The following is a 24,047-nucleotide window of genomic DNA, read 5'->3' as shown; positions in this document are numbered from 1 at the left end:
TACTGCTCCACTTCGTAGGGGCGCTGCCAAAAAACGCAAGCCACTTCCTCGGACCTAGGAGCCCTTCATGAGCACGGATCTCCTCTTTCGCAAAAGCCTCTCCCACATCTTCGATGGTTTGCACGCCGGTCTCTGCCGCTTTTCCGGCCCCAGCCGCGTGGCTGTGGTGTACGCCCTCCATGCCGCAGGCCCGGTGTTCGTCCACGACCCCCAAGACCTCCTGCGAGGTCACGAGCCGAAAATCCGCACGCTCGCGGACACCGCCTCCTGGCCCACCTGCAAAACAATGCGGGAATACGACGGGTTCACCCCCTGCGCCGATCTCCAGCTCTCGGGAGTCATCTCCTTCGGGGCACAGGCACCGCACCTTCCTTTCCAGATGTGGTTTACCGACCACCACCCGGACATCTGCTCGGTGCTCCCCACCCAGCGCTGGCTCGAGCAGGCCTGCCGCCTCATGGTCCAAAGCATGCAGAGCCAGGCGTGCTCCGTGGAAAACGCAGGACTCATCCTCCAGGACTTTGCCGTCCATGCCGTACGCGACGCCATCGTGGACGAACGCAACCGCAGCATCGGCATGGACTCCCGCCTGCGCGTCTACACCGTGCTGGCCGCCATTCTGGAAATCTCCAAGACTCGGGAGGAAGGCCGCCTGCCAGTGGGCGAGATGGCCTTTGTGGAACCGGGGAGCATAGATTCCATCCACTACATGGCCCAATTCAACCCGCACGAGCGCCCCCTGCTCCAGGATAGCAAACACGTGCGCAAGCTCCTCCAGGCCGTGGAAGGCACCCGGCACCGCCTGGTGTGCGATGGCAGCCATATCATCGGCATCGGCGCAGGCCGGCTGCCGGACTACTCCATCTATGCGGAATTTCTCGGTCAGTACGGGTTCGTCACCCTTCAGGACAGCAAAGTCTGCAGCTTTGCCGACGGCAACCTCCAGTCCTCCAATCGCGAGCCGGTCCTCGTGGCCTTGGAAGAAGCCCTGGTGGAAATGCGCTGGCCTCCCAACCATATCTACGGCATCATGCACATGGTGCTCGAGATCGTCAAAAGCGCCCAGGCGCACCGTCATGGCTGCGCCCTCATCCTCGATTATGGCTCGCCGCTGGCAGACACTTCCGGCCAGCGCCTGACCTCCCCCCTCAACTTGCGGCGGCTTGCCGAGCTCGACCTCGCCAAGACCCTCGCCCGGGTGGACGGCGCCCTGCACATCGATATCCGCACCTTGCGGCTCGTGGCCTTCGCCACCCTCATGGATGGCAAGGCCGTGCCCGCCGAGAACCGAGCACGCGGGGCGCGCTACAATTCCGCACTGCGCTTTTCTGCCGAGCACCCGGACCTCTTCGTGGTCGTGGTGAGCTCCGACCGCCCCATCTCCATCATCCAGCATGGGGCGGAGCTTTCCAGCCGCTGCGAATGGCACGCCCCCCAGGAACATGCCCTGGCGCATCCCCCCACTCTGGAGCAATGGGTGCCCGGCTAGCCGCGCTCGAGCCGCAGCACCCCGTCGCCTTGCCGCAGGTGGATGTCCATTTGCGGGAAGGCGATCTCGACACCTGCCTCGCGGAATTTTTGGTCAATGGCCTCGCGCAACTCCGACGGGGCACTCACGGAGAAATCCACGTGCCGCAGCCAGACCCGCAGGATGAAGTCTAATGAACTGGAGCCAAAGTTTGCGAAAATCACCTGCGGCGCCGGCGCGGACAAGACCACCGGATGCTCGGCCGCGGCTTCCAGAAGCAAGTCCTTCACCCGGGCGATGTCCGAGCCGTAGGCCACGCCCACGGCGATGTCGCGCCGGACGCGGGGGTCGTTTTTGTGCGTCCAATTGGTGAGGCGGCCGGAGATGAGCTCGGAGTTGGGGATGAGGATGGTGGCGTTGTCGTACGTCTGCACCTCGGTGTTGCGGATATTGATATTGCGCACCACGGCCCACAGGCCGTCCAGTTCGATGATGTCTCCCGGCCGCAGGGAGCGATCGAAGAGCAGGATCATGCCGCTCACGAAGTTGTTGATGAGGGTCTGCAGGCCGAAACCGATGCCCACGGACAGACCGCCGGCGATGACCGCCAAATTGGTGAGGCTGACGCCCAAGAGGTGCATGGCCACCAGGCCAAAGCAGAGCCACAGGCAGTAGATGCCCACCCGGGCGAGCGATGCCTTGCCGCCCCGGTCGAGCCCCGCCACCACGGCCTCGCTCTCCAGCATGCCCCGCCAGGCCGCAGCCAGGGAGCGCACCACCTGAAAGAGCAGAAACACCATGACCACGCGCAGGAAATTGAAGGAGAACTCGCCCCAATTGAACTGCAGGGTGGAGAGGCGCTCGAAGACCATGTTGGAGCCCAGTTGCACCGCCAGCCAGCCGAGCACCGCGAAAATGGCCCCGGTCCACACCACAAGGGAGGTGAGGCTGGCCACCAGCTCCGCCGCCAGGGCGCGCCACCCTTCACGCGGCGTCATGGCCGCGGACGAATGGGCCAAGGCCACGACCCCCAAGGCCAGCTGCCCGGCCACGGCGCCTACGCACCACAGCTCTCCTCCTAAAAGGGCCAGCCGCGCCCGACCGGAAAACGCCACCAGTACCAAGAAGAACATGACCCACGGGTTGAGCCGTCGGATCCACGTCTCGTAGGGGAAAACCGGCCGCACCATACCTATGGCCAGGGAAGTGCACACCAGCAGGGCAAGCCACACCCCATGGAAGAGCCACAGCGGCAAGCGCAGCAGTTCCAAGACGATGGAGCAGCCAAAAAGGGCCACCAAAGGAAGAAGCGGCTGCCACGCCAAGGCGTTGGGGCGGGCCAGGAGGCGCAGCCGCCACCCCAATGCCTGGGCCCCGCCGACGATAAGGCCGTGCGTAGCGACGAGCAGCACCGAAGTTTGACTCACCCGGCCGGAAAAAAAGGCGGCCAAGAGGGACACCCCCAAAGAGAGGCAGAGGATGGCCATGGCCGTGGAGACGTGTCGTCCTGGAGAGCGCGGAGGAAAGAGCGGGGTCAGGCGACGGTACACCATGAGCCCCAGCGCGGAAAAAGGAAGCCAGAAGAGCACCAACACGCCGAGGATACCCTGGTCTTCCCGGGCGATGGAGGCCCATTGGGAGCCCATCAGCAGGCGCATGTTGACCCCCCACTCCGCCAAGTCCTGCACCGCCGCCTTCCATCCCAAAGGCCAGAGGCGGAAGGGCTTGGGATCGAGGAACTCGGACTCCCAAATCTGGGGGAGCTTCTCCTGGAATTGCGCCACCAAAGCCGCCACCCGCTGCTGGGCTGCAGTGTACTGGGTAAGGAGTTTCTCAGTGCGGTCACTGAGCCCTCGCAGACTCTGCACCAATTTGCTTCCCCGGGCGCGAATACCCGTCAGGCCGGTACGCACGTCCTTGTCCAGGGCGGCGGCCCACTTACGCTCCAACTCTTCCGCCAGGGCGGCGGCAGCACTGTTTTTGAGATTCAGATCCCGGGCGAGACTTTCCAGGGGGGCACGCTCTTTCTCCAAATTGCGGGCCACGAACTGGGCCTCGGCCAAGGCCGCGCGCATGTCGTAGGGGTTGGAGAGCATGAGCCGCGCCACCACCTCCAAGGCCTGAAGCCGGTCCGCCATGCGCCCCAAAACTTGGGCGTGGGTAGCCTCGGCATCGCTCACCGCACTTTGCGCGGCATCCACCTCGCGGGCCAAACGGTCGAGCTCCAGGTTTTTCACCTGCAGAAACGACTCCAAAACCTGATCCGCGGCCACCGGTGGCTGATCAGTCCAGGCCCGGGTGGGACAGGAGAAGGCACCCAGCCCGAGCACCAAAAGCATCAGCAGCGCTCTAGCGCACATATCTCCACTCCTTGAGACGCCGCAGGGCGTACTTGGCCTGCGGACCGGAAGGTCTTTGCTGCAGGTAGCGGGAATAGTCCTGGGCCGCGGCCTGCCGATCGCCCATGGCCTCCAAGGCATAGCCGCGCCAGAACAGCGATGTCGGGTCGGCCGGCAGCAGCTGCAGCGCCTGTGTGAAGTCGTGCACGGCCTCGGCAAAGCGACGCAGCCGCACGGCGGCCAGGCCATGGACAAGGATCCCCTGGGCCTCCGAAGGGTACACGGCGCGGGCACGCTGCGCGGCCTGCACGGCGGCGTGCGGCGCGTCCGCGGCAAGCTCGGCCCGAGCCAAGAGCACCAAGGCCGCGTAGTCGTCCGGCAGGAAGGAAAGGGCCTGCTGGCACAAGGCCCTCGCCTGGGCGGGCTGCTTGTTCCCCAAGGCGCGCTGGGCCGCCTCGAGACGCTCCAAGGCCGGGAGTTGGGCACGCAGCCGCGCCGTGGCCGCCGCAAAGCGCTCGCGGCGCCGGGGCCGGGAGAGGGCCGCGGCGTAGCGCTGGCGGGCCAGGGACTGGGCCTGGGTAAAACGCTCGTCACTCATGGGGTGGGTGGCGAAGAGAACCTCCACCAGGCCCGGCTCGCGCGTGGAGAGCCCGCGCAGCATGGCCATGAGGTCCACCATGCCTTGGGGCGAGTACCCCGCAGCCACCATGTACGCCATGCCCAGGCTGTCGGCCTCGCGCTCGTCGTCGCGGCTGTATTTGGCAAGGAGCATTCCCGCCCCCAGGCCGGCCACGTCGCCGGCCACATCCTGCAGGCCCGGCTTGGCCGCGCCCAGGGCCGCCACCGCGCCCCCCAAGACCACGGAAAGGACCGTACCGCTGGAGAGGCGCGCCGCAGTATGCCGGGCGCTCACGTGGCCGATCTCGTGTCCCACAAGGGCGGCAAGTTCATCTTCGCTTTCCAGGCGCGCCAAAATCCCCCGGGTCACGGCGATACTGCCGCCGGGAAAGGCGTAGGCGTTGGCGTACGGCGCGTTCACCACCCGAAAGGAGTACGGCATCTGCGGCCGGTGGCTCTGGCGGGCCACGGCCAGTCCCACTTCCGTCACGTAGGCGTTCAGGGCCGCGTCCTGCACTGGCCCGAAATCCGCAGAAAATTGCTGGGGCGACTGGCGCCGGTCCATGGCGATCTCATCGTCCTCGCCCACGAGCATAAGTTGATTGCGGCCGGTGACGGGATTGACGGCGCACCCGGAAAACACCGGGGCCGCGGCCAACGTCGCGAGAAAGGCAAGAAAACGGCGGCGCGAAAGCATGGGCGTCCTCCTCACCCTCCCCCTATCGTCAGCGCCGCCGTCAGGGCAAGGGCACATCCCACGATGTTCTGCGCCCCTTGCGCTTCTTTCCGGCATTTTGGCCCTGCGGCGTGTGCAATCCCCCAGGAAAAGCCGCTCGCATTGGCGTCGCGAAAATTTCGCTCCTTTTGACTTCCCATGTCCCCATAGGTACACGGAAAACGTCGTCTCTTCTGGCGTGGAGGTTTTCATGATCCGCAAGAAACTGCCCATCGGCATCCAGACCTTTGCCGAGATCCGGCGCGAGGGCTACTACTACGTGGACAAGACGCCTTTTGTGGCGCGCCTTGCCGAAAGCGGGAAGTACTATTTTCTCTCCCGGCCGCGGCGATTCGGTAAAAGCCTCTTCCTCGATACCCTAGCCGAGGCCTTTGTGGCAAACCGAGCGCTCTTTTCCGGCCTCTATCTGGAAAATCACTGGGACTGGGCAACGCGCCATCCGGTGGTGCGCATCAGTTTTGCCAGCGGAGTGCTCCAAGACCGCCAAGCTTTAGACCACAGCATCCACGTCCAGCTGGAGCACAATGCCCAGCGCTTGGGGGTAGTGCTTCCCAGCCGCGACGAAGGCGTTGCCGTGCGCTTCGATGCCCTCATCCACGAGGCAGCAACGCACCAGGGGACCCAAGCCGTGGTCCTGGTGGACGAATACGACAAGCCCATCCTCGATAACCTCACCGATCCCAATACGGCGCGGGCCATGCGCGAGGGCCTGCGCAACCTCTACTCCGTGCTCAAGGGCCGGGATGCGGATCTGCGCTTCGTCTTCCTCACCGGGGTGTCCAAGTTCAGCAGGGTGAGCCTCTTTTCCGGGCTCAACAACTTGCGGGACATCACCCTGTCCCCTCAATATGCCACCATCTGCGGCTATACCGAAGTAGACCTGGATACGGTCTTCGCCCCGGAGTTCGCCGCTGCCATCAAGGAAGGCTGCGCTCTCGATCGGGACGCCGTGCGCGCCTGGTACAACGGCTACCACTGGGGAAGCGAAACGAGCGTCTACAATCCGTTCGATGTGCTCCTTCTTCTGGCGGAACGCCAGTTCCGCTCCTGGTGGTTCGAGACCGCCACCCCCACGTTTCTCGTGGAGTGGCTCACGCGCCACCAGTTTTTCACCCCGCGTCTCGAGCGGCTCTATGCCAGCGAGGCCCTGCTCTCGGCCTTCGACGTGGATGGTATCGAACCTGAGGCGCTTTTGTGGCAAACCGGGTATCTCACCATTACCGAGGTGCTGGATAGTGAAGAGGGGGTGGAATACGTACTGGGGCTCCCCAACCGCGAGGTGCGCAAGGCCCTCAACGAGTCCCTCTTCCGCGCCTTGGTGCCGGTGCGACCTTCCTGCTCGGCCCATGCCATGGCCGCCATGCTCAAGGCCGGTGACGCCGACGCGCTCAAAGAGCACATGATGCGCCTTTTTGTGGGCATCCCTGCGGACTGGTACCGCAAAAACCCCATGGCCCAGTACGAAGGCTATTTTGCCAGTGTGTTCTATAGCCATTTGGCGGCGGTGGGGGTCACCATCATTCCTGAAGACGTAAGCCTCATGGGCCGCTGCGACCTCACCGTACGGGCAGGGGACGTCGTCTGGGTACTGGAATTCAAAGTCGTCGACGGCGACGCCCCCACCGGCGCGGCCCTCGCCCAGCTCAAGAAGAAAGACTACGCCGCCAAATACCGCGCCCCGGACGTCACCGTCATCGAAGTGGGCGTGGAGTTCAGCACGACAAGGCGCCAGATCGTGGGCTGGGAGGTGGCGTGATGCCAGTCTCCCGGGAGCGGCTCGGCTGTGCCTCCGCCCCTGCTGCTTTCCAGTTTTCTCCAAGTCCCGTTGGCCGCCCTCGCAACAGCATCAGGCCAGGAAATTCCCGGCTTGGCGCATCCATTTTCCAACGCGTCTGCGGGAGGCATCGTCGGCAATAGGGCGCGCCCTGGCGCTTCGACCAAGAGACGCAGCAGAGGGCATCCCCCTGCACCCTGAAGGAGATGTCTCAAAATTCCCCACGGAGCAGGGGATACCGTCCCAGGGGATACCGTCCCTTGCCCCGCCTGCCCCCCTTTGCTAGGGGGCGAGTCCACGGGCGGAGCCTTCCGCCTTTTTTTGCGCCGCAAGGAGAAGAACATGGCTCTCAGCATCGGTATCGTCGGTCTGCCCAATGTGGGCAAATCCACCCTGTTCAACGCCCTCACCCGCGCTCAGAACGCCGCCAGCGCCAACTATCCCTTTTGCACCATCGAGCCCAACAAGGCAGTGGTGCCGGTGCCGGATTCCCGGCTCGCCGCCCTGGCAGAGCTCGTCCAGCCCCAGCAGGTGGTGCCGGCCACCGTGGACTTCGTGGACATCGCCGGTTTGGTGCGCGGAGCAAGCCAGGGCGAAGGCCTGGGCAACCAATTTCTTGCCAATATCCGCGACTGCCAGGCCATCGTGCACGTGCTGCGTTGCTTCGATGACCCGGATATCGTCCACGTGGACGGCGAGGTAGATCCGGTGCGCGACGCCGAAACCATCGAGACCGAGCTCCTCCTGGCCGACCTTGCGGCCATGGAACGCCGCGCCGAACGCCTGGCCAAGCAGGCCAAGGGGGACAAAAAGGCCGCCGCCCAATTGGAGACCGCCCGCCGCGTCATCCAGTCTCTGACGGAAGGCACCCCTGCCGCCGCACTCCTTGACGACGCCGCAGTGGCGCAGCTGCTGCGCGAGACCCCGCTCATCACCGCCAAGCCCGTCATCTTCGTACTCAACGTGGACGAAGCCGGCCTGGCCACGGAAACAGAGCACCAACGCCGGGCCCGGGATCTGGCCGCCCGCCGGGGAGCCCAGGCCATTACGGTGTGCGCCCGCATGGAAGAAGAGCTCGCCGGCTTGTCGCCCGAGGAGGCGGCCGAATTTCTCGCCAGCTATGGGATCACCGAGTCCGGCCTCGACCAAGTCATCCGCGCCGGATACGCGACCCTGGGACTCATCTCCTTTTTCACCGCCGGTCCCAAAGAGGTGCGGGCCTGGACCATACGCGAGGGCGCCAAGGCCCCCCAGGCGGCAGGCGTCATCCACTCGGATTTCGAACGCGGCTTTATCCGCGCCGAGGTCATCGCCTTTGCGGACTACGTGCGCCACGGCTCCGAGGCCAAATGCCGCGCCGCCGGGGTGCTCCGGGTGGAAGGCAAAGAATACGTGGTGCGTGACGGCGACGTCATGCACTTCCTCTTCAACGTCTAGGGGCCCCATGGAACCGCAACGCCTGGACGACATCGCCGTCATCCTGTTTCGGCCCAAGTTCTCGGAAAACGTGGGCTCCGTGGCCCGGGCCTGCGCCAACATGGGCTGCTCGCGCATCATCCTCGTGGACCCGTGGCAATGGGACCTGGAGCGCGCCTTGCCGCTGGCCACCCACCATGCCCGGCACCTGCTCGACGGCCTCACCATCGTGCCCACGCTGCGCGAGGCGCTCATGCCCTTTTCCTTCTCCTACGCCACCACGGCCCGTCTGGGCGGGTGGCGCAAGGCCATCCTCACCCCCCGTGAAGCGGCGCCGCGCATCGTGGAAGAACGCCGCCACGGCGGCGTGGCCCTGGTATTCGGCCCGGAAGACCGCGGGCTCACCAACGAAGAGATCGAGATCTGCAACGCCCTGGTGACCATCCCCACGAGCACCGAGCTCACGTCCCTCAACCTGGCCCAGGCGGTGCTCGTGCTTCTCTACGAGTGCTTCCTCGCGGCCCAAGAACGGCCCCTGCATCTTTCCCGCTATCCCAAGGACCGGGTCATCAACCACGAAGAGCAGGAGCTCCTCTTTGCCACCCTGCGCGAAACCCTCATGGAGATCGACTACATCAAGCCCGACAACCCGGACTACTTCATGCTCTCCATCAAACGTTTCGTGCACCGGCTCGCCCCCCGGCGCCACGAGTTCAACCAGATCATGGGCTTGTGCCGCCAGGTTCGGCGGCTGGCGCGACTGAGCCGCACGCAGAACGATTGACCCCGGGGCCTGTGGTCCCCTAACAGAGGGGCATCCTCTCTTCCCAAGGAGCCCCATGAACCCAGAATTCGCCAAACCCTTCATCAAGGCCACCAAGACCGTCCTCGCCTCGGTGGCCGCCCTGGAAGTGGCCGCCGAGACCCCATACGTCAAAAAAGACAACGTCGCCCGGGGGGACATCTCCGCCATCATCGGCATTACTGGAGACCTTCGCGGCACCTTTTCCATCTCCTTCGACAAACCCACGGCCGTGTATGTGGTCAAGCAGATGCTCGGCGACGCCATCGAAAACATCCTCCAGGACGTGCAGGACGCGGTGGGGGAGATCTCCAACATGATCTCCGGCCACGTCCGGGTGGGGCTGTCGGAGATGGGCGTCAAACTCCAGGGGTCCACGCCCACGGTGATCATGGGCGACGGCCACACCATCGCCCACATGAGCTCCATCAAGCCCATCGCCATCCCCTTCACCACCCAGGCAGGCTCCTTTACGGTGGAGTTCTGCCTCGAGGACTAGCATGCCTGCGGCCATCAACGACCTCGTCACCCGCCTGCTGGAAGCCGCCAGCGTCGCCCCCTCGCCGGGGACGCCACCGGAATTCGACATCCTGGAAATGCCTCTGGAAGGAGTGGCCGCCTTTTGGCTCTCCGTGAAAAAGACCCTGGAGAGCAAACGGCGGGACAGTTTCCTGGCCGAGGAGGCCCGGCACACCAAGGAACCGTACATCCGCTATCTCCTGGAACTGGCAGCCTCGTCCTTTTCCCCGGCCGAAGCCAAAGAACTGGCAGGCATCCGCGCCGCCACCATCCTCGAAGACCTGGGGCGCAAGTACACGCTCATGAGTATCGCCCTGTTAGGCATGGTGGCCAACGAAAACCCGCAAAAGGTCATGGTGCGGTTTTTGTCCAAGTTCCACATGCCGCCCATCTTCGAGCGCCAGGTTTTCGAAGTGGCGGACCTCATGCTCCAGCACCTGGGAGACCCGGGATTCAACAAAAAGAAATTCCTGCGCATCGACCACAAGCAGAAGATCGAATCCCTCATCATCAACCTCATCTTCTACTGTAAGCTCGCCCGCAAAAGCGGGGTCGAGGCGGTGCTGGAACAGCGCGAATACCTGGCATCCCCCTACTTCAAAGACGGCCTGGAGTTGGTTGCCGACGGCTTTGACGCGGATTTTATCAAATACCGCTTAAACCTCGTGAAACGGGAGATCCTCGCGGCCACGGAGCGCAAAATGGCCCTGTCCGCGGCTATGATGGCGGCCATCAAGGCTGGCGTGCCCTATGCCGACCTCTATCTGCTGGCTAAAGCCTACCTGGGGTAGAGGACAACATATTTATATAATATACTTTTTACAAAAAAGTATAACTTTTCCAAAAACCTGCTATATAACGCCATGATTTTTTACAAAAAAGAATAAAGCATCCGGCGAGCCCTTCTCTTTTTCTAAAATATTTCAAGGTGTTTTCCCTTCGGCACAGCCTCTGCACTACCCTCGGCATGTTGCAACCCTAATCGTGTGGAGGCGTGTGTATGTTCGCATATCCCCTGTTTCGGCCGCGGCGGGCCCTGCTCACCGCCCTGTGGGTCCTCGGGACCCCGGCTTTGGCCCTGGCGGAAGCGCCAGAATTTTTCACCCAATCCAGCGCCAACCTGCTGTGGACCTTGATCGCCGCCATCCTGGTCATGTTCATGCAGGCCGGGTTCGCCATGGTGGAGGCCGGCTTTACCCGCGCCAAGAACGCCGCCAACATCATCATGAAGAACCTCCTGGACTTTGCCGCCGGCTCGCCAGCCTACTTTCTCGTGGGCTTTGCCTTGATGTTCGGCGCCGACGCCGCGGGCGTCTTTGGCACGTCCGGCTTTGCCCTGGCAGGCCTTGATGCCACCACGCCGGAGGGCCAATGGACCCTGACTTTCTGGTTCTTCCAATCGGTGTTCGCGGCCACTGCGGCCACCATCGTCTCCGGCGCCCTGGCCGAACGCACCCAATTTCGCACCTATATTGCCGCCAGCCTCGCTATCTCGGCCCTCATCTATCCCATCTCCGGGCATTGGGCTTGGGGCAATCTCTGGCTTGGGGACGAAGGTGCGGGCTGGCTCGCCCAAATGGGGTTCGTGGACTTTGCCGGCTCCTCGGTGGTGCACGCCCTAGGCGGCTGGATCGCCTTGGCCGGCGCCCTCGTCCTGGGGCCGCGCATCGGCAAATACGGCCCGGACGGTGCGGCGCGGGCCATTCCCGGCCACAACATCCCTTTGGCCGGCCTTGGGGTCTTCATCCTCTGGTTCGGCTGGTTCGGATTCAACCCCGGCAGCACCACCGCAGCCACGGGCGACATCGGCTGCATCGCCGTCACCACGAGCCTGGCGGCCTGCGCCGGCACCCTGGCCGCCATGGCCATGGCCTGGATGCGCTTCGGCAAACCCGACACCTCCATGGCCCTCAACGGCACCCTGGCGGGGCTGGTGGCCATCACCGCCGGGTGCGCCGAGGTCTCGCCCATGGGAGCCCTTGCCATCGGCGCCATCGCGGGACTGGTAGTGGTGCGCAGCATCGAGTTCATCGACAAGACCCTGAAGATCGACGACCCGGTGGGGGCCTCTTCGGTACACGGCGTGTGCGGCACGCTCGGGACCATCCTCGTGGGCTTCTTCGCCGCCCCAGGATTCGGTTCGGCCACGGGACTGCTCTACGGCGGCGGAGCAGGACTCCTGCTCACCCAAATCACCGGCGCCCTGGCCATTGCGGCCTGGGGTTTTGGCTGCGGCTTTGTCCTCTTCAAGGTACTGGACGCCCTCATGGGCCTGCGGGTCAGCGCGGAAGAAGAGCTCAAAGGCCTGGACATCAGCGAACACGGTATGGAGGCCTACAACGGCTTCCAAATCTTCACCAACGAATAGGAGGGCCCCATGAAACTGGTCATCGCCTACATCCGCCCGGAATGCTTGAACGCCGTCAAGCAAGAGCTCTATAGCCGCAAGATCTACAACATGTCGGTCACCAACGTACTCGGCAGCGGTCGGCAAAAGGGTTTCACCGAGACCTACCGCGGCGTGGTCATGGAAGTGAATCTGCTCAAAAAAGTGCGCCTGGAAATCGGTGTCAACGACGAGTTCGTGGAAGCCGCGGTGGAAGGCATCAGCGCCGGTGCCCGCACCGGCAAAGAAGGAGACGGCGTCATCTTCGTGGTGGAATGCGCCGCCGCCATCCGCATCCGCACCCAAGAAACCGGGCCGGCCGCCATGGGCTAGCCCGGGCATCATCCCTCGCCATCACCCCAGAGCCCCGGTCCTCAGCGGCCGGGGCTCTGGCGTAGAGCCAGCGATCTCCAGATCTGCTTCGCCTCCACACCCGTGCCCGTGACCTTGCGCTTCCCGTCCGCTGCCGGTATGCTCGGTTCTGTCTGTCATCTTCGTGGAGGAGCGATGCGCATCACCTGTCCCAATTGTGGCTTTTCCCGCCATATGCCACCGGAAAAACTCCCCAAGCGTCCGGTCCGGGCCACCTGTCCCCAGTGCCGCCACAAATTTCCCTTTACCCCGCCCATGGCCGCCGACTCCGAACCCCCAGCACCGGCACCGCAAGAACCGGTGCGCCCCGTGACGGCAGAAGAACCACCTCTCCACGAAGACCGGCCAGCGCCCCCTCCTGCGGACGAGAGTGCTCCAGATGCCGACATCTGGGAGGCCTTACATGCCCTGCGTCCCGACGAACCCGCCAAACCCCAGACTGCCATAGATCCCGAAGACCGCCTGGAGGACGATCCGGAGGGCGAATCAGAGCTCCTGCCTCCCGAAGCCCCCGAACCCCTGCCGCCGACCTGGGAAACCGCAACCACCGCGCCGTTTGCCGCCTACCTCTCCACCCTGTGGGCCATCCTTGTCTCGCCGGTGCGCTTCTTCCGCACCCTGCCGGTGGGCGCCGGATACATCAAGCCGCTGCTCTTCTTCCTCATCCTCGCCGAGGCCGTGGCCGTCGCCCAGGCCCTGTGGCAGCTTCTGGGCGTCCTGCCGCCGGCGCCGCTCACCGAAGGACTCGGCTCCACCGCCCAGGCTACCGTGGCCTTGCTCCTCTACCCGCTCCAGATCAGCTTCTTTCTCTTCATGGACACGGTGGTGAACCACTTTTTCCTCCAGCTCTTCCGTGGTGCACACAAGGGTCTGGAAGGCACCTTCCGCGCCCAGGCATACAGCGCCGCCCCCATGCTCCTCCTGATCATACCCTACTTGGGCCTACCCATGGCCATCGTGGCCACCACGGTGTACAAATTTCTCGCCCTGCGCCACGTGCACGACGCCCGTCCTTCCCAGGTGCTCGCCGCCCTCGTGGTCCCCATGGTACTCATGTTCGCCGTAGCCATTGGGCTCACCTGGGTCATGGGGACCGCGGTATGAGTTGGAAGACCTTCCTTACCCGCCTGTTTGGCAGCCGCAGTACGCCTCCCACGCCAGCCGCGCCGCCGTCGCTGCCGGCCCTGCTCCATGAAATCGGCCAGGTGCTGGACAACCTGGCGCGCATGCCCCATCCAGACCCATCCGTACCGCGCCGCCTCAAACGTATCCGCCAAGAGCTCGCCGACCTGGAAGCAGGCTGCCGGGCCCCAGCCCAACCACTGGACGCCGTGCCCGCCCCTCCACCCACGCACCGGCTGCAGTAAACGGCTTCCGCCGCGCCACCACCCAAAATCTCACCCCGCTGCCTCCTGCTCGAAACTCGTCGTGGAGCCCGAGCGCCCACCCGCAACAACCTTCGCATGGACCAAAAAGAACGGCGCCTCCCCCATGGGAAGCGCCGCGACAGGTCTCTTCTTCCTAGATGTTACGACACAACGCTTCCCGGCGGCACCGGACCCGTGGGCGAAAGCAGGGCAAGGCCGCCTTTGGTCTTCACCGCCAAAATCATGCCTTGGGACACTTGTCCGCGCAGCTTGCGCGGTTTGAGGTTGGCCACGAACACCACCTGGCGGCCCACCAACTCGGCGGGCTTCCAGCTCTCGGCAATGCCGGCCACCACCTGCCGGGGCTCGGCGCCGCCGTCGTCCAGGCGCACCAAAAGCAGGCGGTCCGCCTGGGGATGGGGCAGGGCCTCCACCACGGTGCCCACACGCAGGTCCAGTTGGCTGAAGACCTCGAAGTCCACCGCCTCCTTGGTGGGAACTGCGGGCTTGGGCTCAGGCTTGGGGGCTGCAACCACCTCCTTGCGCGGGAAGAGGTTGGAGCTCGCCGCCACCGGGGTGCCAGGCTGCAGCCCAAACCACGACGAAGTCTCGCCCTCCAAGTCCACGGCGGCAAGATCCCATTTCCACCCCAGCTGCTCCAGCATGGCCTCGGAAAGGGACGGCATCACCGGCCACAGGTGCAAGGCCACCTTGCGCATGCCCTCCAGCACCACATAGAGCACAGTATTCAATCGGATGGTTTCGCCCGCCTTGAACAAGGCCCAGGGCGCACTCTTGTCGATGTATTTGTTGAGATGCCGCACCAGCTCCCACAAGGAGGCCAAGGCCCGGGAAAAATGAAAGTGCTGGAACTGGCTCTGGAAGTTGGCCAAGGCATTGTGACCGATGCTCAGCACCTCGCGATCCAATTCGTTAAGCTCCCCACACTCCGGCACCCGGCCCCCACAGTACTTATGGGTCATGGTCAGGGTGCGGGAAAAGAGGTTCCCGAGGTCATTGGCCAGATCGGCGTTAAAACGCTGCACCAGTGCCTCCTCGGTGAACGAGGCGTCCTGGCCGAAACTCATCTCCGCCAAAAGGAAATAGCGGAAGGCCGCCACCCCATAGCGCTGGGCCATATCCAAGGGGGCCACCACGTTGCCGAGGCTCTTGGACATCTTGGTCTCGCCCACGGTCCAGTAACCATGCACCCGCAGGCCTTTGTAGAGCGGCAGACCCGCCGCCATCAGCATGGTGGGCCAGAAGATGGCGTGGGGCTTCAAGATGTCCTTGGCCACGATATGGTGCGCGCCGGACCAGAACTTCCGGAAGCGATCGTCTTCGGGATACCCCAGGGCGGAGATGTAGTTGATAAGGGCATCAAACCACACGTAGGTGACGAAATCCGTGTCAAAGGGAAGATCGATGCCCCAAGTGAGCCGCGTCTTGGGGCGGGAGATGCACAAATCACCGAGATCCTCGCGGAGCATGGCAAGGACCTCGTTGCGGTAGCGCTCAGGTTGGATGAATTCGGGGTGCTCTTCGATATGGCGCCGGAGCGCATCAAGATACCGCGACATGCGGAAAAAGTAGTTCTTTTCCTTGATGCGTGTGGGCTCCACCTGGTGGTCGGGGCATTTGCCATCCACCAGTTCCTTTTCGGTGTAGAACCGCTCGCATCCATAACAATACAGGCCTTCGTACTCCGCAAAATAGATGTCACCGCTGTCGTACACCTTTTGGAGCACATACTGCACACACTTCTTGTGGCGCTCCATGGTGGTGCGGATGAAATCGTCGTTCTCGATTTCGAGACTCGGCCATAATTCCTGGAAACTACTACTAATCTCATCAACATAGCGCTGCACGTCCAAATCCGCCTTTTGCGCGGCTTGGACGATTTTATCACCATGCTCATCGGTGCCGGTCAGGAAAAACACGTTGTCCCCGGCCAGCTTATGAAAGCGGGCGATGCTGTCGGCGACGATGGTGGAATAGGCGTGCCCCAAATGGGGCCGGGCATTGACGTAATAAATAGGGGTGGAAACAAAGAAGTATTTCACGACGCAACTCTCTTGGGCTTGGAGGATTTCTTGGGCAGGCGCTTTCCCCGGCGGGGCGGACGATGCCCCGACGGCGAAGCCGGTGGCTGCGGTGATTCCGCCGCCTTCTGCGGTGAGGCAGCAGGACGCTCGCTGGATCGATCCGCAGCCGAACCACGCTCCTCAGGGAGCACCAAGGCCGGCCACTCTTCCAATGGGATGTCGAGCTCGTCTCCCTCGTCCGTGAGCACGGTCACCGAGTCCCGGAACATATTGGCGCGCAGGGTCTTCACCAGTCCCTGGGTGGTGCGGTAGCGGCGACCGATCTTGGGCAGGCGCTTCTGGAACTCCGCGTAGTGGTCCATCTCGTAGGCAAGACAGCACAAAAGCCGACCGCAGGCCCCGGAGATCTTGGCAGGATTGAGAAACAGATTCTGATCCTTGGCCATCTTGATGGTCACCGGCTCGAAGCGGCGTAAAAACCGTCGGCAGCAGCATACCTGGCCGCAATTGCCCAGGGCGCCGAGCATCTGTGTCTCGTGGCGCACGCCGATCTGCCGCAGCTCGATGCGGGTGCGAAAGGTGCGCACCAGGTCCTTCACCAGCTCCCGGAAATCCACCCGGCCGGGGGCCGTGAAGTAAAAGAGCATCTTGCTGCGATCAAAGCTCACCTCCACATCCACCAGCTTCATCTCCAGTCCCAGCCGGGCGATGGCCTGCTGGCAAATGGCCTTGGCCTCCACCGCGTGCTGCTGGTTTTCGGCCACGGTCTGGAAGTCTTCCTGGGTGGCCGGCCGGTAAATGGGCTTCACCTGGGCAGGATCGAGGCCCGGCGGCAGTTCATCCTTGATGACCACGATCTGGCCAAACCCGATGCCCTCCTCGGTCTTCACCAAGACCCAATCGTGCACCGCCAGCACAAAGGGGGCGGAGGAAAAATAGTAGATCATGCCCCCCCGCTTGAAAGCCACACCCAAATAGCGTCCCATGGTCTCTTCCGTCATACGAGCCCCAAACGCCGCGCGATTTCCTGCGCCGCCCGCCGCCCCGCGCCCATGGCCAAGACCACGGTGGCCGCACCGGTGACGATATCACCGCCGGCAAAGACCATAGGGATGGAGGTCTCTCCGGTTTCCGGATCGGTCACGATGTACCCCCAGCGGTTGCACGCCAACTCCGGCGTGGCGCGCAGAAGCACCGGGTTGGGCCCGGTGCCGATACCGATGATGCACAGATCCGTGGGAAGCACCTCTGTGGTGCCCGCAGACACAGGCCGACGCCGGCCCGAATCGTCCGGCTCGCCCAGCACCATGTGCTCCACCCGCAGGCCCGAAAGCCGGCCATTACCATCGCCCTCGAAGGCCACCGGCGCCACGAGTTCACGCACCCGCACTCCTTCCTCCACGGCATGCTCCAACTCTTCGCGGCGGCAGGGCATCTCGGCCTGAGTGCGGCGGTAGACGATGGTGACCGCCTCGGCGCCCAGACGCAGGGCAGTGCGGGCCGCGTCCATGGCCACGTTGCCTCCGCCGACGACCGTCACCCGCTGTCCCTGGGGCAAGGGAGTGTCGGCTCGGGGAAACTCATACGCACGCATGAGATTGACCCGGGTGAGGTACTCGTTGGCGCTGTACACCCCAAGCAGACTCTCTCCGGGGATGCCAGGGAACCGGGGTAGTCCGGCGCCGGTTCCCACAAAGACCGCCTGGAACCCCTGCTCCAAGAGCGCACGCAAACCGATGGTCTGGCCCACCACCCAATTGGTGCGGAACTCCACACCCAGGCGGCGCAAATGTTCCACCTCCGTGGCCACGATACGCTTGGGCAGCCGAAACTCCGGGATCCCGTACACCAAGACCCCGCCGATCTCATGCAACCCCTCGAACACCGTCACCTGCGCCCCCAAGGCAGCGAGCAGCCCCGCCGCCGTGAGGCTGCTGGGCCCGGATCCCACACACGCCACCCGGACATCCCCCTGGGGCATGCGACACTGGCTCGCCGCGGCGATGGCCGAGGCGCAGGCATCCGAGGTGTAGTAGGCGTCGGCCACAAAGCGCTCCAGCCGACCAATGGCGATGGGCTCGCCCGTGGGGGCGAGTTTGCACGCCCGCTCGCATTGCTTCTCCTGCGGGCATACCCGACCGCACACCGCAGGCAGGCTGTTGGTGTGCCGGATGACGGCAAAGGCGCCTTCCACGTCGCCCTGGGCAAGATGGGCGATAAAGCCCTTGCAATCCACCTCCACCGGGCATCCCGACTGGCAGGTGGGCTTTTTGCACTGCAAACAACGGCTGGCCTCGGCCATGGCCTGTTCGCGGGTATAGCCCAAGGCCACCTCATGGAAATTGCCCCGCCGCACCACAGGGGCCTGCATGGGCATGGGGACGCGCGGAGGGATCTTCCTTCTACCCATGGCACGCCCCCAAACAACCAAAACTCTGGCGTTCCTGGGACACGAAGGCCGTGAGCCGGGCCGCCAATTCGTCGAAGTCCACGGCATGGCCGTCGAATTCCGGCCCGTCCACGCAGGCGAAGCGGATTTCACCGCCCACCCGCACCCGGCAGGCCCCGCACATGCCCATGCCATCCACCATGATGGAATTGAGGCTGACCACGGTCTTGATACCCAAAGGCCGGGTGAGTTCGGCCACGGCGCGCATCATGGGCACCGGTCCCACCGCCACCACCTCGGCCACATCGGGATGGGCCGCGAAATGCTGCCGCAGGGCGTCAGTCACCAGCCCCCGCACCCCGCGGGATCCGTCGTTGGTGGCCACCAGCACCTCATGGCAGAAGCGGCCGAGTTCTTCCTCGAAGAGGAGGAGGTCCGCCGAGCGCGCGCCGATGACCGCAGTGACCTGGTTGCCCACCTGGGCGTGCCCCTTGGCGATGTGATGCATGGCGGCGATGCCGGTCCCCCCGCCCACACACACCACTTTGCCCACGCGCGTCAGGTGCGTGGCCTGACCCAACGGGCCGCACACGTCGAGGATGTCCTCGCCCTCCGAGAGCTGCGCCAAACGGGCCGTGGTGGTGCCCACCACCAAGAACACGATGGTGATGGTGCCTGCGGCGGCGTCAGCATCGGCAATGGTGAGCGGGATGCGCTCGCCCATGGGGTGCACGCGCAGGATGACGAAGTGCCCGGGCCGCGCGGCAGCGGCAATGGCCGGGGCATGGAGCACCATCTCCACCGTCTGCCCTGGGATGATGTCGCGACGCCGCAGGATCCGCGTCATGCCTGCTCCCCGGAAACGATGCGGCGCAGGGTCTCCAAGGCCTCCGGGATCCCTTGCGGCCGACTGCCGCCCGCCTGGGCGAGATCCGGCCGGCCACCACCACCGCCGCCCACGGCCGCAGCCATGGCCTTGATGAGAGCCGGGGCCGTGAAGCGGCCGTGGAGGTCCTTGGACACGGAGACCACCAGGGCCGCCTTGCCGCCAAGGTCCGCGGCCAAGGCCAAGATTCCGCTTGGAGTGCGGGAGCGCAGATCATCCATGAGCTCGCGCAAGGCGTCCATGTCTGCGGCCGCCACCTGGCGGGCGAGCAGCGGTACACCGGCCACGACCTCGGGAGTGAGGTCCGCACAGCTGCTCTTGGCGGCCTCGGCACGCAGGCGGGCCACCTCCTTCTCCAGTGTCTTGGCCTCCTCGCGCAAGGCCGTCACCTTGCGGCCCAATTCGCCCGGGGCGGCCTTGAGAAGCCCGGCCACCTCTTCCACCTCGCTCCGGTAGGCCTGCAAATGGCGCAGCGCCCCCCAGCCGGAAAGGGCTTCGATGCGCCGCACACCCGCGGCAATGCCGGTTTCCGAAACGATGCAAAAACACCCGGCCTGGCCTGTACGCTGCAAGTGGGTGCCGCCGCACAGCTCCATGGATTCGCCCGGGACCTCCACCACGCGCACCTCGGCGCCGTACTTTTCCCCGAACAAGGCCATGGCGCCCCGAGCCATGGCTTCTTCCTGGGCCATGACCGTGGCGCACACCGGCGCATCGGCCAAGATGGCCCGGTTCACCTCATCTTCCACCCGAGACGCCTCTTCAGGGGTCAGGGGGGCAAAATGCTTGAAGTCAAAGCGCAGCCGCTCCGGAGTCACCAACGAGCCCGCCTGGGTGACGTGTTCGCCCAGCACCCGGCGCAGGGCGGCGTGGAGCAAATGGGTGCAGGTGTGATTGCGGGCCGTGGCCAGGCGCACCCCCTCTTCCACGGTGAGGGCGATTTCCTGGTCCGCCAGGACCTCGCCCTGGACCACCTCCACCTTGTGGACGATGAGGCCGGGGCTCGGCTTTTGGGCGTCCAGCACCCGCAGGGCGCCGGTGACGGTCTCCGCGCGGCCCGTGTCGCCCACCTGGCCGCCGGATTCCCCGTAGAAGGGGGTCCGCGCCGTCACCACGTAGCCGGTTTCCCCCTGGGCGAGGCGCGTGCACGGGGCGCCGTCCGCGTCCAGCAGCGCCGTCACGCGGCTGCGGGCGCTCAAGGCCTCGTAGCCCACGAAGGTGGACTCCAGACCCGCAGCGGTAAGGGCGGCAAAACGCTGCGCCAGGCCCTTGTCCCCGGAGCCGGCCCAGGCCTCCTTGGACTGGCGCTTCTGGGCCGCCATGAGGGCCTGAAAGCCCGCCTCATCCACGGCATACCCGCTTTTGCCCGCCACGTCGTTCACGATATCCAGGGGAAAGCCGTAGGTGTCATAGAGCTTGAACACCACTTCTCCCGACAAGGTACCGCCGGCAGGAAGCGCGGCCAGGGCCTCTTCCAAGAGGGCGAGCCCCCGGTCCAAGGTCTGGCCGAAGCGCTCTTCTTCCTGGCGTACGGCGCGCACGAGAAAATCCCGCGCGGCCACGAGCTCGGGATAGACATCGCCCATCTCCTCCACCACCTGGGCGCAGGCGGCATGGAGGAAAGGCTCGGTAAAGCCCAACAGCCGCCCGAAACGGAAGGCCCGGCGAATGAGCCGCCGCAGCACGTAGCCACGCCCCTCGTTGGAAGGCAGCATGCCGTCGGCAAGCAGAAAGGCGATGGCGCGACTATGATCCGCGATGACGCGCAGGGCCGTGTCCGTGTCTTCCGCAGCGCCGTACGCCACGTGCGCCTTGGCGGCCATGGCGCCGATGAGCCCTTGAAAAAGATCGGAATCGAAATTGGAGCGCTTGCCTTGGCACACGGCGGCAATGCGCTCCAGGCCCATGCCGGTGTCGATGCTCGGGCGCGGCAACGGCGTCAGTGTGCCGTCGGCGCTGCGCTCGTACTGCATGAACACCAGGTTCCAGATCTCGAGAAAGCGGTCGCAATCACAACGGCCAATGCCGCAGTCCGGACCGCAGGCCATGTCCGCGCCCTGATCCACATGGATCTCCGAGCACGGGCCGCACGGACCGGTATCACCCATGGCCCAGAAGTTGTCCTTCTCCCCCAGGCGGTAGATGCGCTCTGCCGGCACCCCGGCCACCTCCTGCCACAGGGCCGCGGCCTCGTCGTCATCGCGAAACACGGTGATGTAGAGCCGGTCTTTGTCCAACCCCAGCTCCTCGGTGACAAAGCTCCAGGCCATGGCAATGGCCTCGCGCTTGAAATAGTCGCCGAAGCTGAAGTTGCCGAGCATCTCGAAAAAAGTGTGGTGCCGGGCGGTGCGGCCGACGTTTTCCAAATCATTGTGCTTGCCGCCCACCCGCAGACACTTCTGGGACGTCGTAGCCCGAGTATAGGGGCGTTTCTCCAAACCCAAAAACACCTTCTTGAACTGCACCATGCCGGCGTTGGTGAAGAGCAGCGTGGGGTCGTCCTGAGGGACGAGCGAAGAGCTCGGCTCCACACTATGGCCGTGTCGGGCAAAAAAATCCAAAAATTTCTGACGAATATCCTTTGATGTGAACACAAGCTACCTCGATTCTTCCTCTTCCGGCTGGGGCTCGGCCACCTCCGGCAGTGGCAAGCCCAAGCGCGAAAGCAGGGCATGATGGATTTGGGTGCGCAGGTCTTCGTTTTCCGCGAGCAAGGCGCGGACATTCTCCTTACCCTGGCCCAGGCGCTCGGAGCCAAAAGCGTACCACGCCCCACTTTTGTCGATAATGCCGTGCTCCACCCCCAGGTCGATGAGCTCGCCTTCGTGAGAGACGCCAGTGCCATACAGGATATCGAACTCCGCCTCGCGGAAGGGCGGGGCCACCTTGTTCTTGGCCACCTTCACCCGCACCCGGTTGCCGTAGGACTCCTCTTTATCCTTGAGTGTCTGGACGCGGCGCACGTCCAGCCGCACCGAGGCATAAAACTTGAGGGCATTGCCGCCGGTGGTGGTTTCCGGGCTGCCATACCCGGTGACGCCGATCTTCATGCGCAGCTGGTTGATGAAGATGAGCGCCGTGCGCGACTTGTGGATAGTACCCGTAAGCTTGCGCATGGCATGCGACATGAGCCGGGCCTGACCGCCCACCTGGGATTCGCCCATGGTGCCTTCGAGCTCGGCCTGGGGGATGAGGGCCGCCACCGAGTCCACGACCACCACGTCCACCGCACCGGAGCGCACCAACATGTCGGCAATCTCCAGGGCCTGCTCGCCATAGTCCGGCTGGGAGATGAGCAGGTCATCGGTGCGCACCCCCAGGCGCCGCGCGTAGTTGACGTCCAGGGCGTGCTCGGCATCGATGAAGGCCGCGATGCCCCCCTGACGCTGCGCCTGCGCAATGACATGCAGCGCCAAGGTGGTCTTGCCCGAGGACTCGGGACCGTAGATCTCCGTCACCCGGCCCTTGGGGATACCGCCCACCCCCAAGGCCAAGTCCAAGGCAATGGAGCCTGTAGGGATCACCGCGATGGGTTGGTGGCTCTCTTCCGAAAGGCGCATGACCGAGCCTTGGCCATAGCGCCGCTCGATAGTGGCCAAGGCCGTGGCCAAGGCTTCGCGCCGGGCGTCTTCCGCAGACAGCTTGGGGGGTCGGGCCATGGTTTCCTCCACAAAAATTCGGTACGTCATGAGAAAAGGGTTTGATAGCCCAAGCCCCTGCAAAGGGCAAATGTCATAAAACACAATAATACTTTAAAATTATTTATTTTTTTAGCTGATTCCAAAAGTCCGATTTTGACCTTGCCAAAATCCACAACCTCTGGGTAGCCGCACTCCATGCCAACCTATCATGCCCTTTCGCTCTTTTCCGGCGGGCTGGACAGCATCCTCGCCACCCGCATGGTGATGGCCCAAGGCCTTTCGGTCTTGGGGCTCCATTTCGTGTCTCCGTTTTTTGGCAAACCCCAGGCCGTGGCCGCCTGGGAGCGCGACTACGGCGTCACCCTCGAGGTGATGGACATCGGGCAGGCCTTCGTGGACATGCTCAGCGCCAGGCCCGCCCACGGCCTCGGCAAGACCCTCAACCCCTGTGTGGACTGCAAGATCCTCATGCTGCGCCACGCCCGCGCGCTGCTCTCCCACTACGGGGCGCAATTTCTCATCTCCGGCGAAGTGCTCGGCCAGCGCCCCATGTCCCAGCGTGAAGACACCCTGAACGCCATCCGCAACGATGCCGGCGTGCGCGACCTCTTGCTGCGCCCTTTGTGCGCCAAACACCTGCCGCCCACGCCCATGGAGGAGTCCGGCCTGGTGGACCGTGAACGCCTGGGCGCCATGCATGGCCGCGGCCGCAAGCCCCAATTGGAGCTGGCCCGGGTCATGGGGATCTCCCGCATCCCGGCCCAAGGGGGTGGGTGCCGGCTCACGGAAAAGGAATCCGCCCGGCGCTACTGGCCGCTTCTGCAGTTCTCCGCGCTGCGGGCCGAGGATTTTCACCTCGCCAATGTGGGACGGCAGCTCTGGCATGGCCGCCACTGGTTGGTGCTTGCCCGAAACGAACGCGACGGCCAGGTGCTGCGCTCGCTCCGTCGCCCTGGAGACCTTATGCTGCAACTGGATCAGCTCCCTGGACCCACGGGCATCGCGCGGCCGCTTCCCGGGGCCGTGTGGGACGTCGCCACCGTGCAGCAGGCCGCAGCGACCTTGGCCCACTTCGCCCCCAAAGCCCGGACCGCAGACGCGCCGGTGCGGGTGCGTATCGACGACGGCGGCAACCGAAGCACCGTGGAGGTTCTTCCGGCCTGTTGCTTCGCCGAGCCGCCCTCCTGGGAATGCATCCGCGAGGCCAAGGCCCAGTGGATGCAAGAGAGTTCCCCCAAATAGCCAACGCGCCGGCCTCGGCGGAGGCGCGACGCGCTGGCCATACATGA

General features: G+C 64.4%; 19 protein-coding genes. 11 read left to right on the top strand and 8 right to left on the bottom strand.

The genetic code is table 11. The features are described from left to right. Nucleotides 1-67 precede the first annotated feature (67 nt). Complete coding sequence (locus tag BR00_RS00580) at nt 68-1,489, top strand: DNA integrity scanning protein DisA nucleotide-binding domain protein (RefSeq protein WP_496475685.1); 1,422 nt, start codon at nt 68-70, stop codon at nt 1,487-1,489. Here the strand turns inward: BR00_RS00580 and BR00_RS00575 are convergent. Both BR00_RS00575 and BR00_RS00570 read right to left on the bottom strand, forming a co-directional pair. Then, the gene (locus BR00_RS00575; RefSeq protein ID WP_496475684.1) at nt 1,486-3,828 is read right to left on the bottom strand and encodes a mechanosensitive ion channel family protein; all 2,343 of its coding nucleotides are present in this window, start codon (nt 3,826-3,828) and stop codon (nt 1,486-1,488) included. The genes BR00_RS00580 and BR00_RS00575 overlap by 4 nt on opposite strands. Then, nucleotides 3,818-5,122 carry a M48 family metalloprotease gene (locus BR00_RS00570; protein ID WP_496475683.1) on the bottom strand — a complete coding sequence of 435 codons (1,305 nt, stop codon included), beginning with the start codon at nt 5,120-5,122 and terminating at the stop codon, nt 3,818-3,820. The genes BR00_RS00575 and BR00_RS00570 overlap by 11 nt, the downstream gene beginning before the upstream one ends. Nucleotides 5,123-5,351: 229 nt before the next feature. On the opposite strand from BR00_RS00570, the gene BR00_RS00565 reads away from it, so the two are divergent. The 9 genes from BR00_RS00565 (at nt 5,352) to BR00_RS00525 (ending at nt 13,797) form a co-directional block, all read left to right on the top strand. Next, nucleotides 5,352-6,917: an ATP-binding protein gene (locus BR00_RS00565; RefSeq protein WP_496475682.1), complete on the top strand. Its 1,566-nt coding sequence runs from the start codon at nt 5,352-5,354 to the stop codon at nt 6,915-6,917. A 360-nt stretch (nt 6,918-7,277) separates the two neighbouring features. After that, nucleotides 7,278-8,372, top strand: a complete 1,095-nt coding sequence (ychF, locus tag BR00_RS00560) for a redox-regulated ATPase YchF (protein WP_496475681.1) — start codon at nt 7,278-7,280, stop codon at nt 8,370-8,372. Nucleotides 8,373-8,379: 7 nt separating this feature from the next. Beyond that, nucleotides 8,380-9,135, top strand: a complete 756-nt coding sequence (locus tag BR00_RS00555; RefSeq protein ID WP_496475680.1) for an RNA methyltransferase — start codon at nt 8,380-8,382, stop codon at nt 9,133-9,135. 55 nt (nt 9,136-9,190) lie between these two features. Beyond that, a complete protein-coding gene (locus BR00_RS00550) occupies nt 9,191-9,652 on the top strand; it encodes a chemotaxis protein CheX (RefSeq protein ID WP_496475679.1) in 462 nt (153 codons plus the stop codon). Nucleotide 9,653: 1 nt separating this feature from the next. Then, nucleotides 9,654-10,463, top strand: coding sequence for a hypothetical protein (locus BR00_RS00545; protein WP_496475678.1), 810 nt, complete (start codon nt 9,654-9,656; stop codon nt 10,461-10,463). A 209-nt stretch (nt 10,464-10,672) separates the two neighbouring features. After that, nucleotides 10,673-12,040 (top strand): ammonium transporter, encoded by a 1,368-nt coding sequence (locus tag BR00_RS00540; protein WP_496475677.1) that lies wholly within the window; start codon nt 10,673-10,675, stop codon nt 12,038-12,040. Between the two features lie 9 nt (nt 12,041-12,049). Next, on the top strand, nt 12,050-12,391 hold the full coding sequence (locus BR00_RS00535) for a P-II family nitrogen regulator (RefSeq protein ID WP_281751376.1): 342 nt from the start codon (nt 12,050-12,052) through the stop codon (nt 12,389-12,391). A gap of 174 nt (nt 12,392-12,565) precedes the next feature. Further along, nucleotides 12,566-13,534 carry a zinc-ribbon domain-containing protein gene (locus BR00_RS00530; protein ID WP_496475676.1) on the top strand — a complete coding sequence of 323 codons (969 nt, stop codon included), beginning with the start codon at nt 12,566-12,568 and terminating at the stop codon, nt 13,532-13,534. Further along, nucleotides 13,531-13,797 carry a hypothetical protein gene (locus BR00_RS00525; protein ID WP_496475675.1) on the top strand — a complete coding sequence of 89 codons (267 nt, stop codon included), beginning with the start codon at nt 13,531-13,533 and terminating at the stop codon, nt 13,795-13,797. The genes BR00_RS00530 and BR00_RS00525 overlap by 4 nt, the downstream gene beginning before the upstream one ends. 161 nt (nt 13,798-13,958) lie before the next feature. Here BR00_RS00525 and metG read toward each other — a convergent pair whose 3' ends face one another. The 6 genes from metG to recA are packed head-to-tail and all read right to left on the bottom strand — an operon-like array spanning nt 13,959 to nt 22,776. Further along, nucleotides 13,959-15,860 (bottom strand): methionine--tRNA ligase, encoded by a 1,902-nt coding sequence (metG, locus tag BR00_RS00520; RefSeq protein WP_496475674.1) that lies wholly within the window; start codon nt 15,858-15,860, stop codon nt 13,959-13,961. Continuing rightward, nucleotides 15,857-16,828 (bottom strand): PSP1 domain-containing protein, encoded by a 972-nt coding sequence (locus BR00_RS00515; RefSeq protein WP_496475673.1) that lies wholly within the window; start codon nt 16,826-16,828, stop codon nt 15,857-15,859. The genes metG and BR00_RS00515 overlap by 4 nt, the downstream gene beginning before the upstream one ends. An 11-nt stretch (nt 16,829-16,839) precedes the next feature. Next, entirely contained in the window at nt 16,840-18,252 is a 1,413-nt protein-coding gene (gene gltA, locus BR00_RS00510) for an NADPH-dependent glutamate synthase (protein WP_496475672.1), read from the bottom strand. Beyond that, the gene (locus BR00_RS00505) at nt 18,245-19,078 is read right to left on the bottom strand and encodes a sulfide/dihydroorotate dehydrogenase-like FAD/NAD-binding protein (protein WP_496475671.1); all 834 of its coding nucleotides are present in this window, start codon (nt 19,076-19,078) and stop codon (nt 18,245-18,247) included. The genes gltA and BR00_RS00505 overlap by 8 nt, the downstream gene beginning before the upstream one ends. Continuing rightward, nucleotides 19,075-21,711: an alanine--tRNA ligase gene (gene alaS, locus BR00_RS00500; RefSeq protein WP_496475670.1), complete on the bottom strand. Its 2,637-nt coding sequence runs from the start codon at nt 21,709-21,711 to the stop codon at nt 19,075-19,077. The genes BR00_RS00505 and alaS overlap by 4 nt, the downstream gene beginning before the upstream one ends. A gap of 3 nt (nt 21,712-21,714) precedes the next feature. Next, entirely contained in the window at nt 21,715-22,776 is a 1,062-nt protein-coding gene (gene recA, locus BR00_RS00495; protein ID WP_496475669.1) for a recombinase RecA, read from the bottom strand. A 177-nt stretch (nt 22,777-22,953) separates the two neighbouring features. Between recA and BR00_RS00490 the strand changes: the two genes are divergently transcribed. Further along, nucleotides 22,954-24,000 (top strand): adenine nucleotide alpha hydrolase family protein, encoded by a 1,047-nt coding sequence (locus BR00_RS00490; protein WP_496475668.1) that lies wholly within the window; start codon nt 22,954-22,956, stop codon nt 23,998-24,000. The last annotated feature ends 47 nt before the right edge of the window (nt 24,001-24,047 follow it).

This window comes from Thermodesulfomicrobium thermophilum DSM 16697, from assembly GCF_059568695.1.
The sequence above is the reverse complement of the archived record's forward strand: the minus strand, read 5'-3'. Positions and strand labels throughout refer to the sequence as shown.

What these genes read in the sequence shown, in the direction of transcription:
- BR00_RS00555 (WP_496475680.1), top strand. Translation starts at nt 8,380, where the DNA reads ATGGAACCGCAACGCCTGGACGACATCGCCGTCATCCTGTTTCGGCCC.
- BR00_RS00540 (WP_496475677.1), top strand. Translation starts at nt 10,673, where the DNA reads ATGTTCGCATATCCCCTGTTTCGGCCGCGGCGGGCCCTGCTCACCGCC.
- ychF (WP_496475681.1), top strand. Translation starts at nt 7,278, where the DNA reads ATGGCTCTCAGCATCGGTATCGTCGGTCTGCCCAATGTGGGCAAATCC.
- BR00_RS00570 (WP_496475683.1), bottom strand. Translation starts at nt 5,122, where the DNA reads ATGCTTTCGCGCCGCCGTTTTCTTGCCTTTCTCGCGACGTTGGCCGCG.
- BR00_RS00490 (WP_496475668.1), top strand. Translation starts at nt 22,954, where the DNA reads ATGCCAACCTATCATGCCCTTTCGCTCTTTTCCGGCGGGCTGGACAGC.
- BR00_RS00565 (WP_496475682.1), top strand. Translation starts at nt 5,352, where the DNA reads ATGATCCGCAAGAAACTGCCCATCGGCATCCAGACCTTTGCCGAGATC.
- BR00_RS00525 (WP_496475675.1), top strand. Translation starts at nt 13,531, where the DNA reads ATGAGTTGGAAGACCTTCCTTACCCGCCTGTTTGGCAGCCGCAGTACG.
- BR00_RS00515 (WP_496475673.1), bottom strand. Translation starts at nt 16,828, where the DNA reads ATGGGACGCTATTTGGGTGTGGCTTTCAAGCGGGGGGGCATGATCTAC.
- BR00_RS00580 (WP_496475685.1), top strand. Translation starts at nt 68, where the DNA reads ATGAGCACGGATCTCCTCTTTCGCAAAAGCCTCTCCCACATCTTCGAT.
- BR00_RS00575 (WP_496475684.1), bottom strand. Translation starts at nt 3,828, where the DNA reads ATGTGCGCTAGAGCGCTGCTGATGCTTTTGGTGCTCGGGCTGGGTGCC.
- gltA (WP_496475672.1), bottom strand. Translation starts at nt 18,252, where the DNA reads ATGGGTAGAAGGAAGATCCCTCCGCGCGTCCCCATGCCCATGCAGGCC.
- BR00_RS00550 (WP_496475679.1), top strand. Translation starts at nt 9,191, where the DNA reads ATGAACCCAGAATTCGCCAAACCCTTCATCAAGGCCACCAAGACCGTC.
- BR00_RS00530 (WP_496475676.1), top strand. Translation starts at nt 12,566, where the DNA reads ATGCGCATCACCTGTCCCAATTGTGGCTTTTCCCGCCATATGCCACCG.
- BR00_RS00535 (WP_281751376.1), top strand. Translation starts at nt 12,050, where the DNA reads ATGAAACTGGTCATCGCCTACATCCGCCCGGAATGCTTGAACGCCGTC.
- BR00_RS00545 (WP_496475678.1), top strand. Translation starts at nt 9,654, where the DNA reads ATGCCTGCGGCCATCAACGACCTCGTCACCCGCCTGCTGGAAGCCGCC.
- BR00_RS00505 (WP_496475671.1), bottom strand. Translation starts at nt 19,078, where the DNA reads ATGACGCGGATCCTGCGGCGTCGCGACATCATCCCAGGGCAGACGGTG.
- recA (WP_496475669.1), bottom strand. Translation starts at nt 22,776, where the DNA reads ATGGCCCGACCCCCCAAGCTGTCTGCGGAAGACGCCCGGCGCGAAGCC.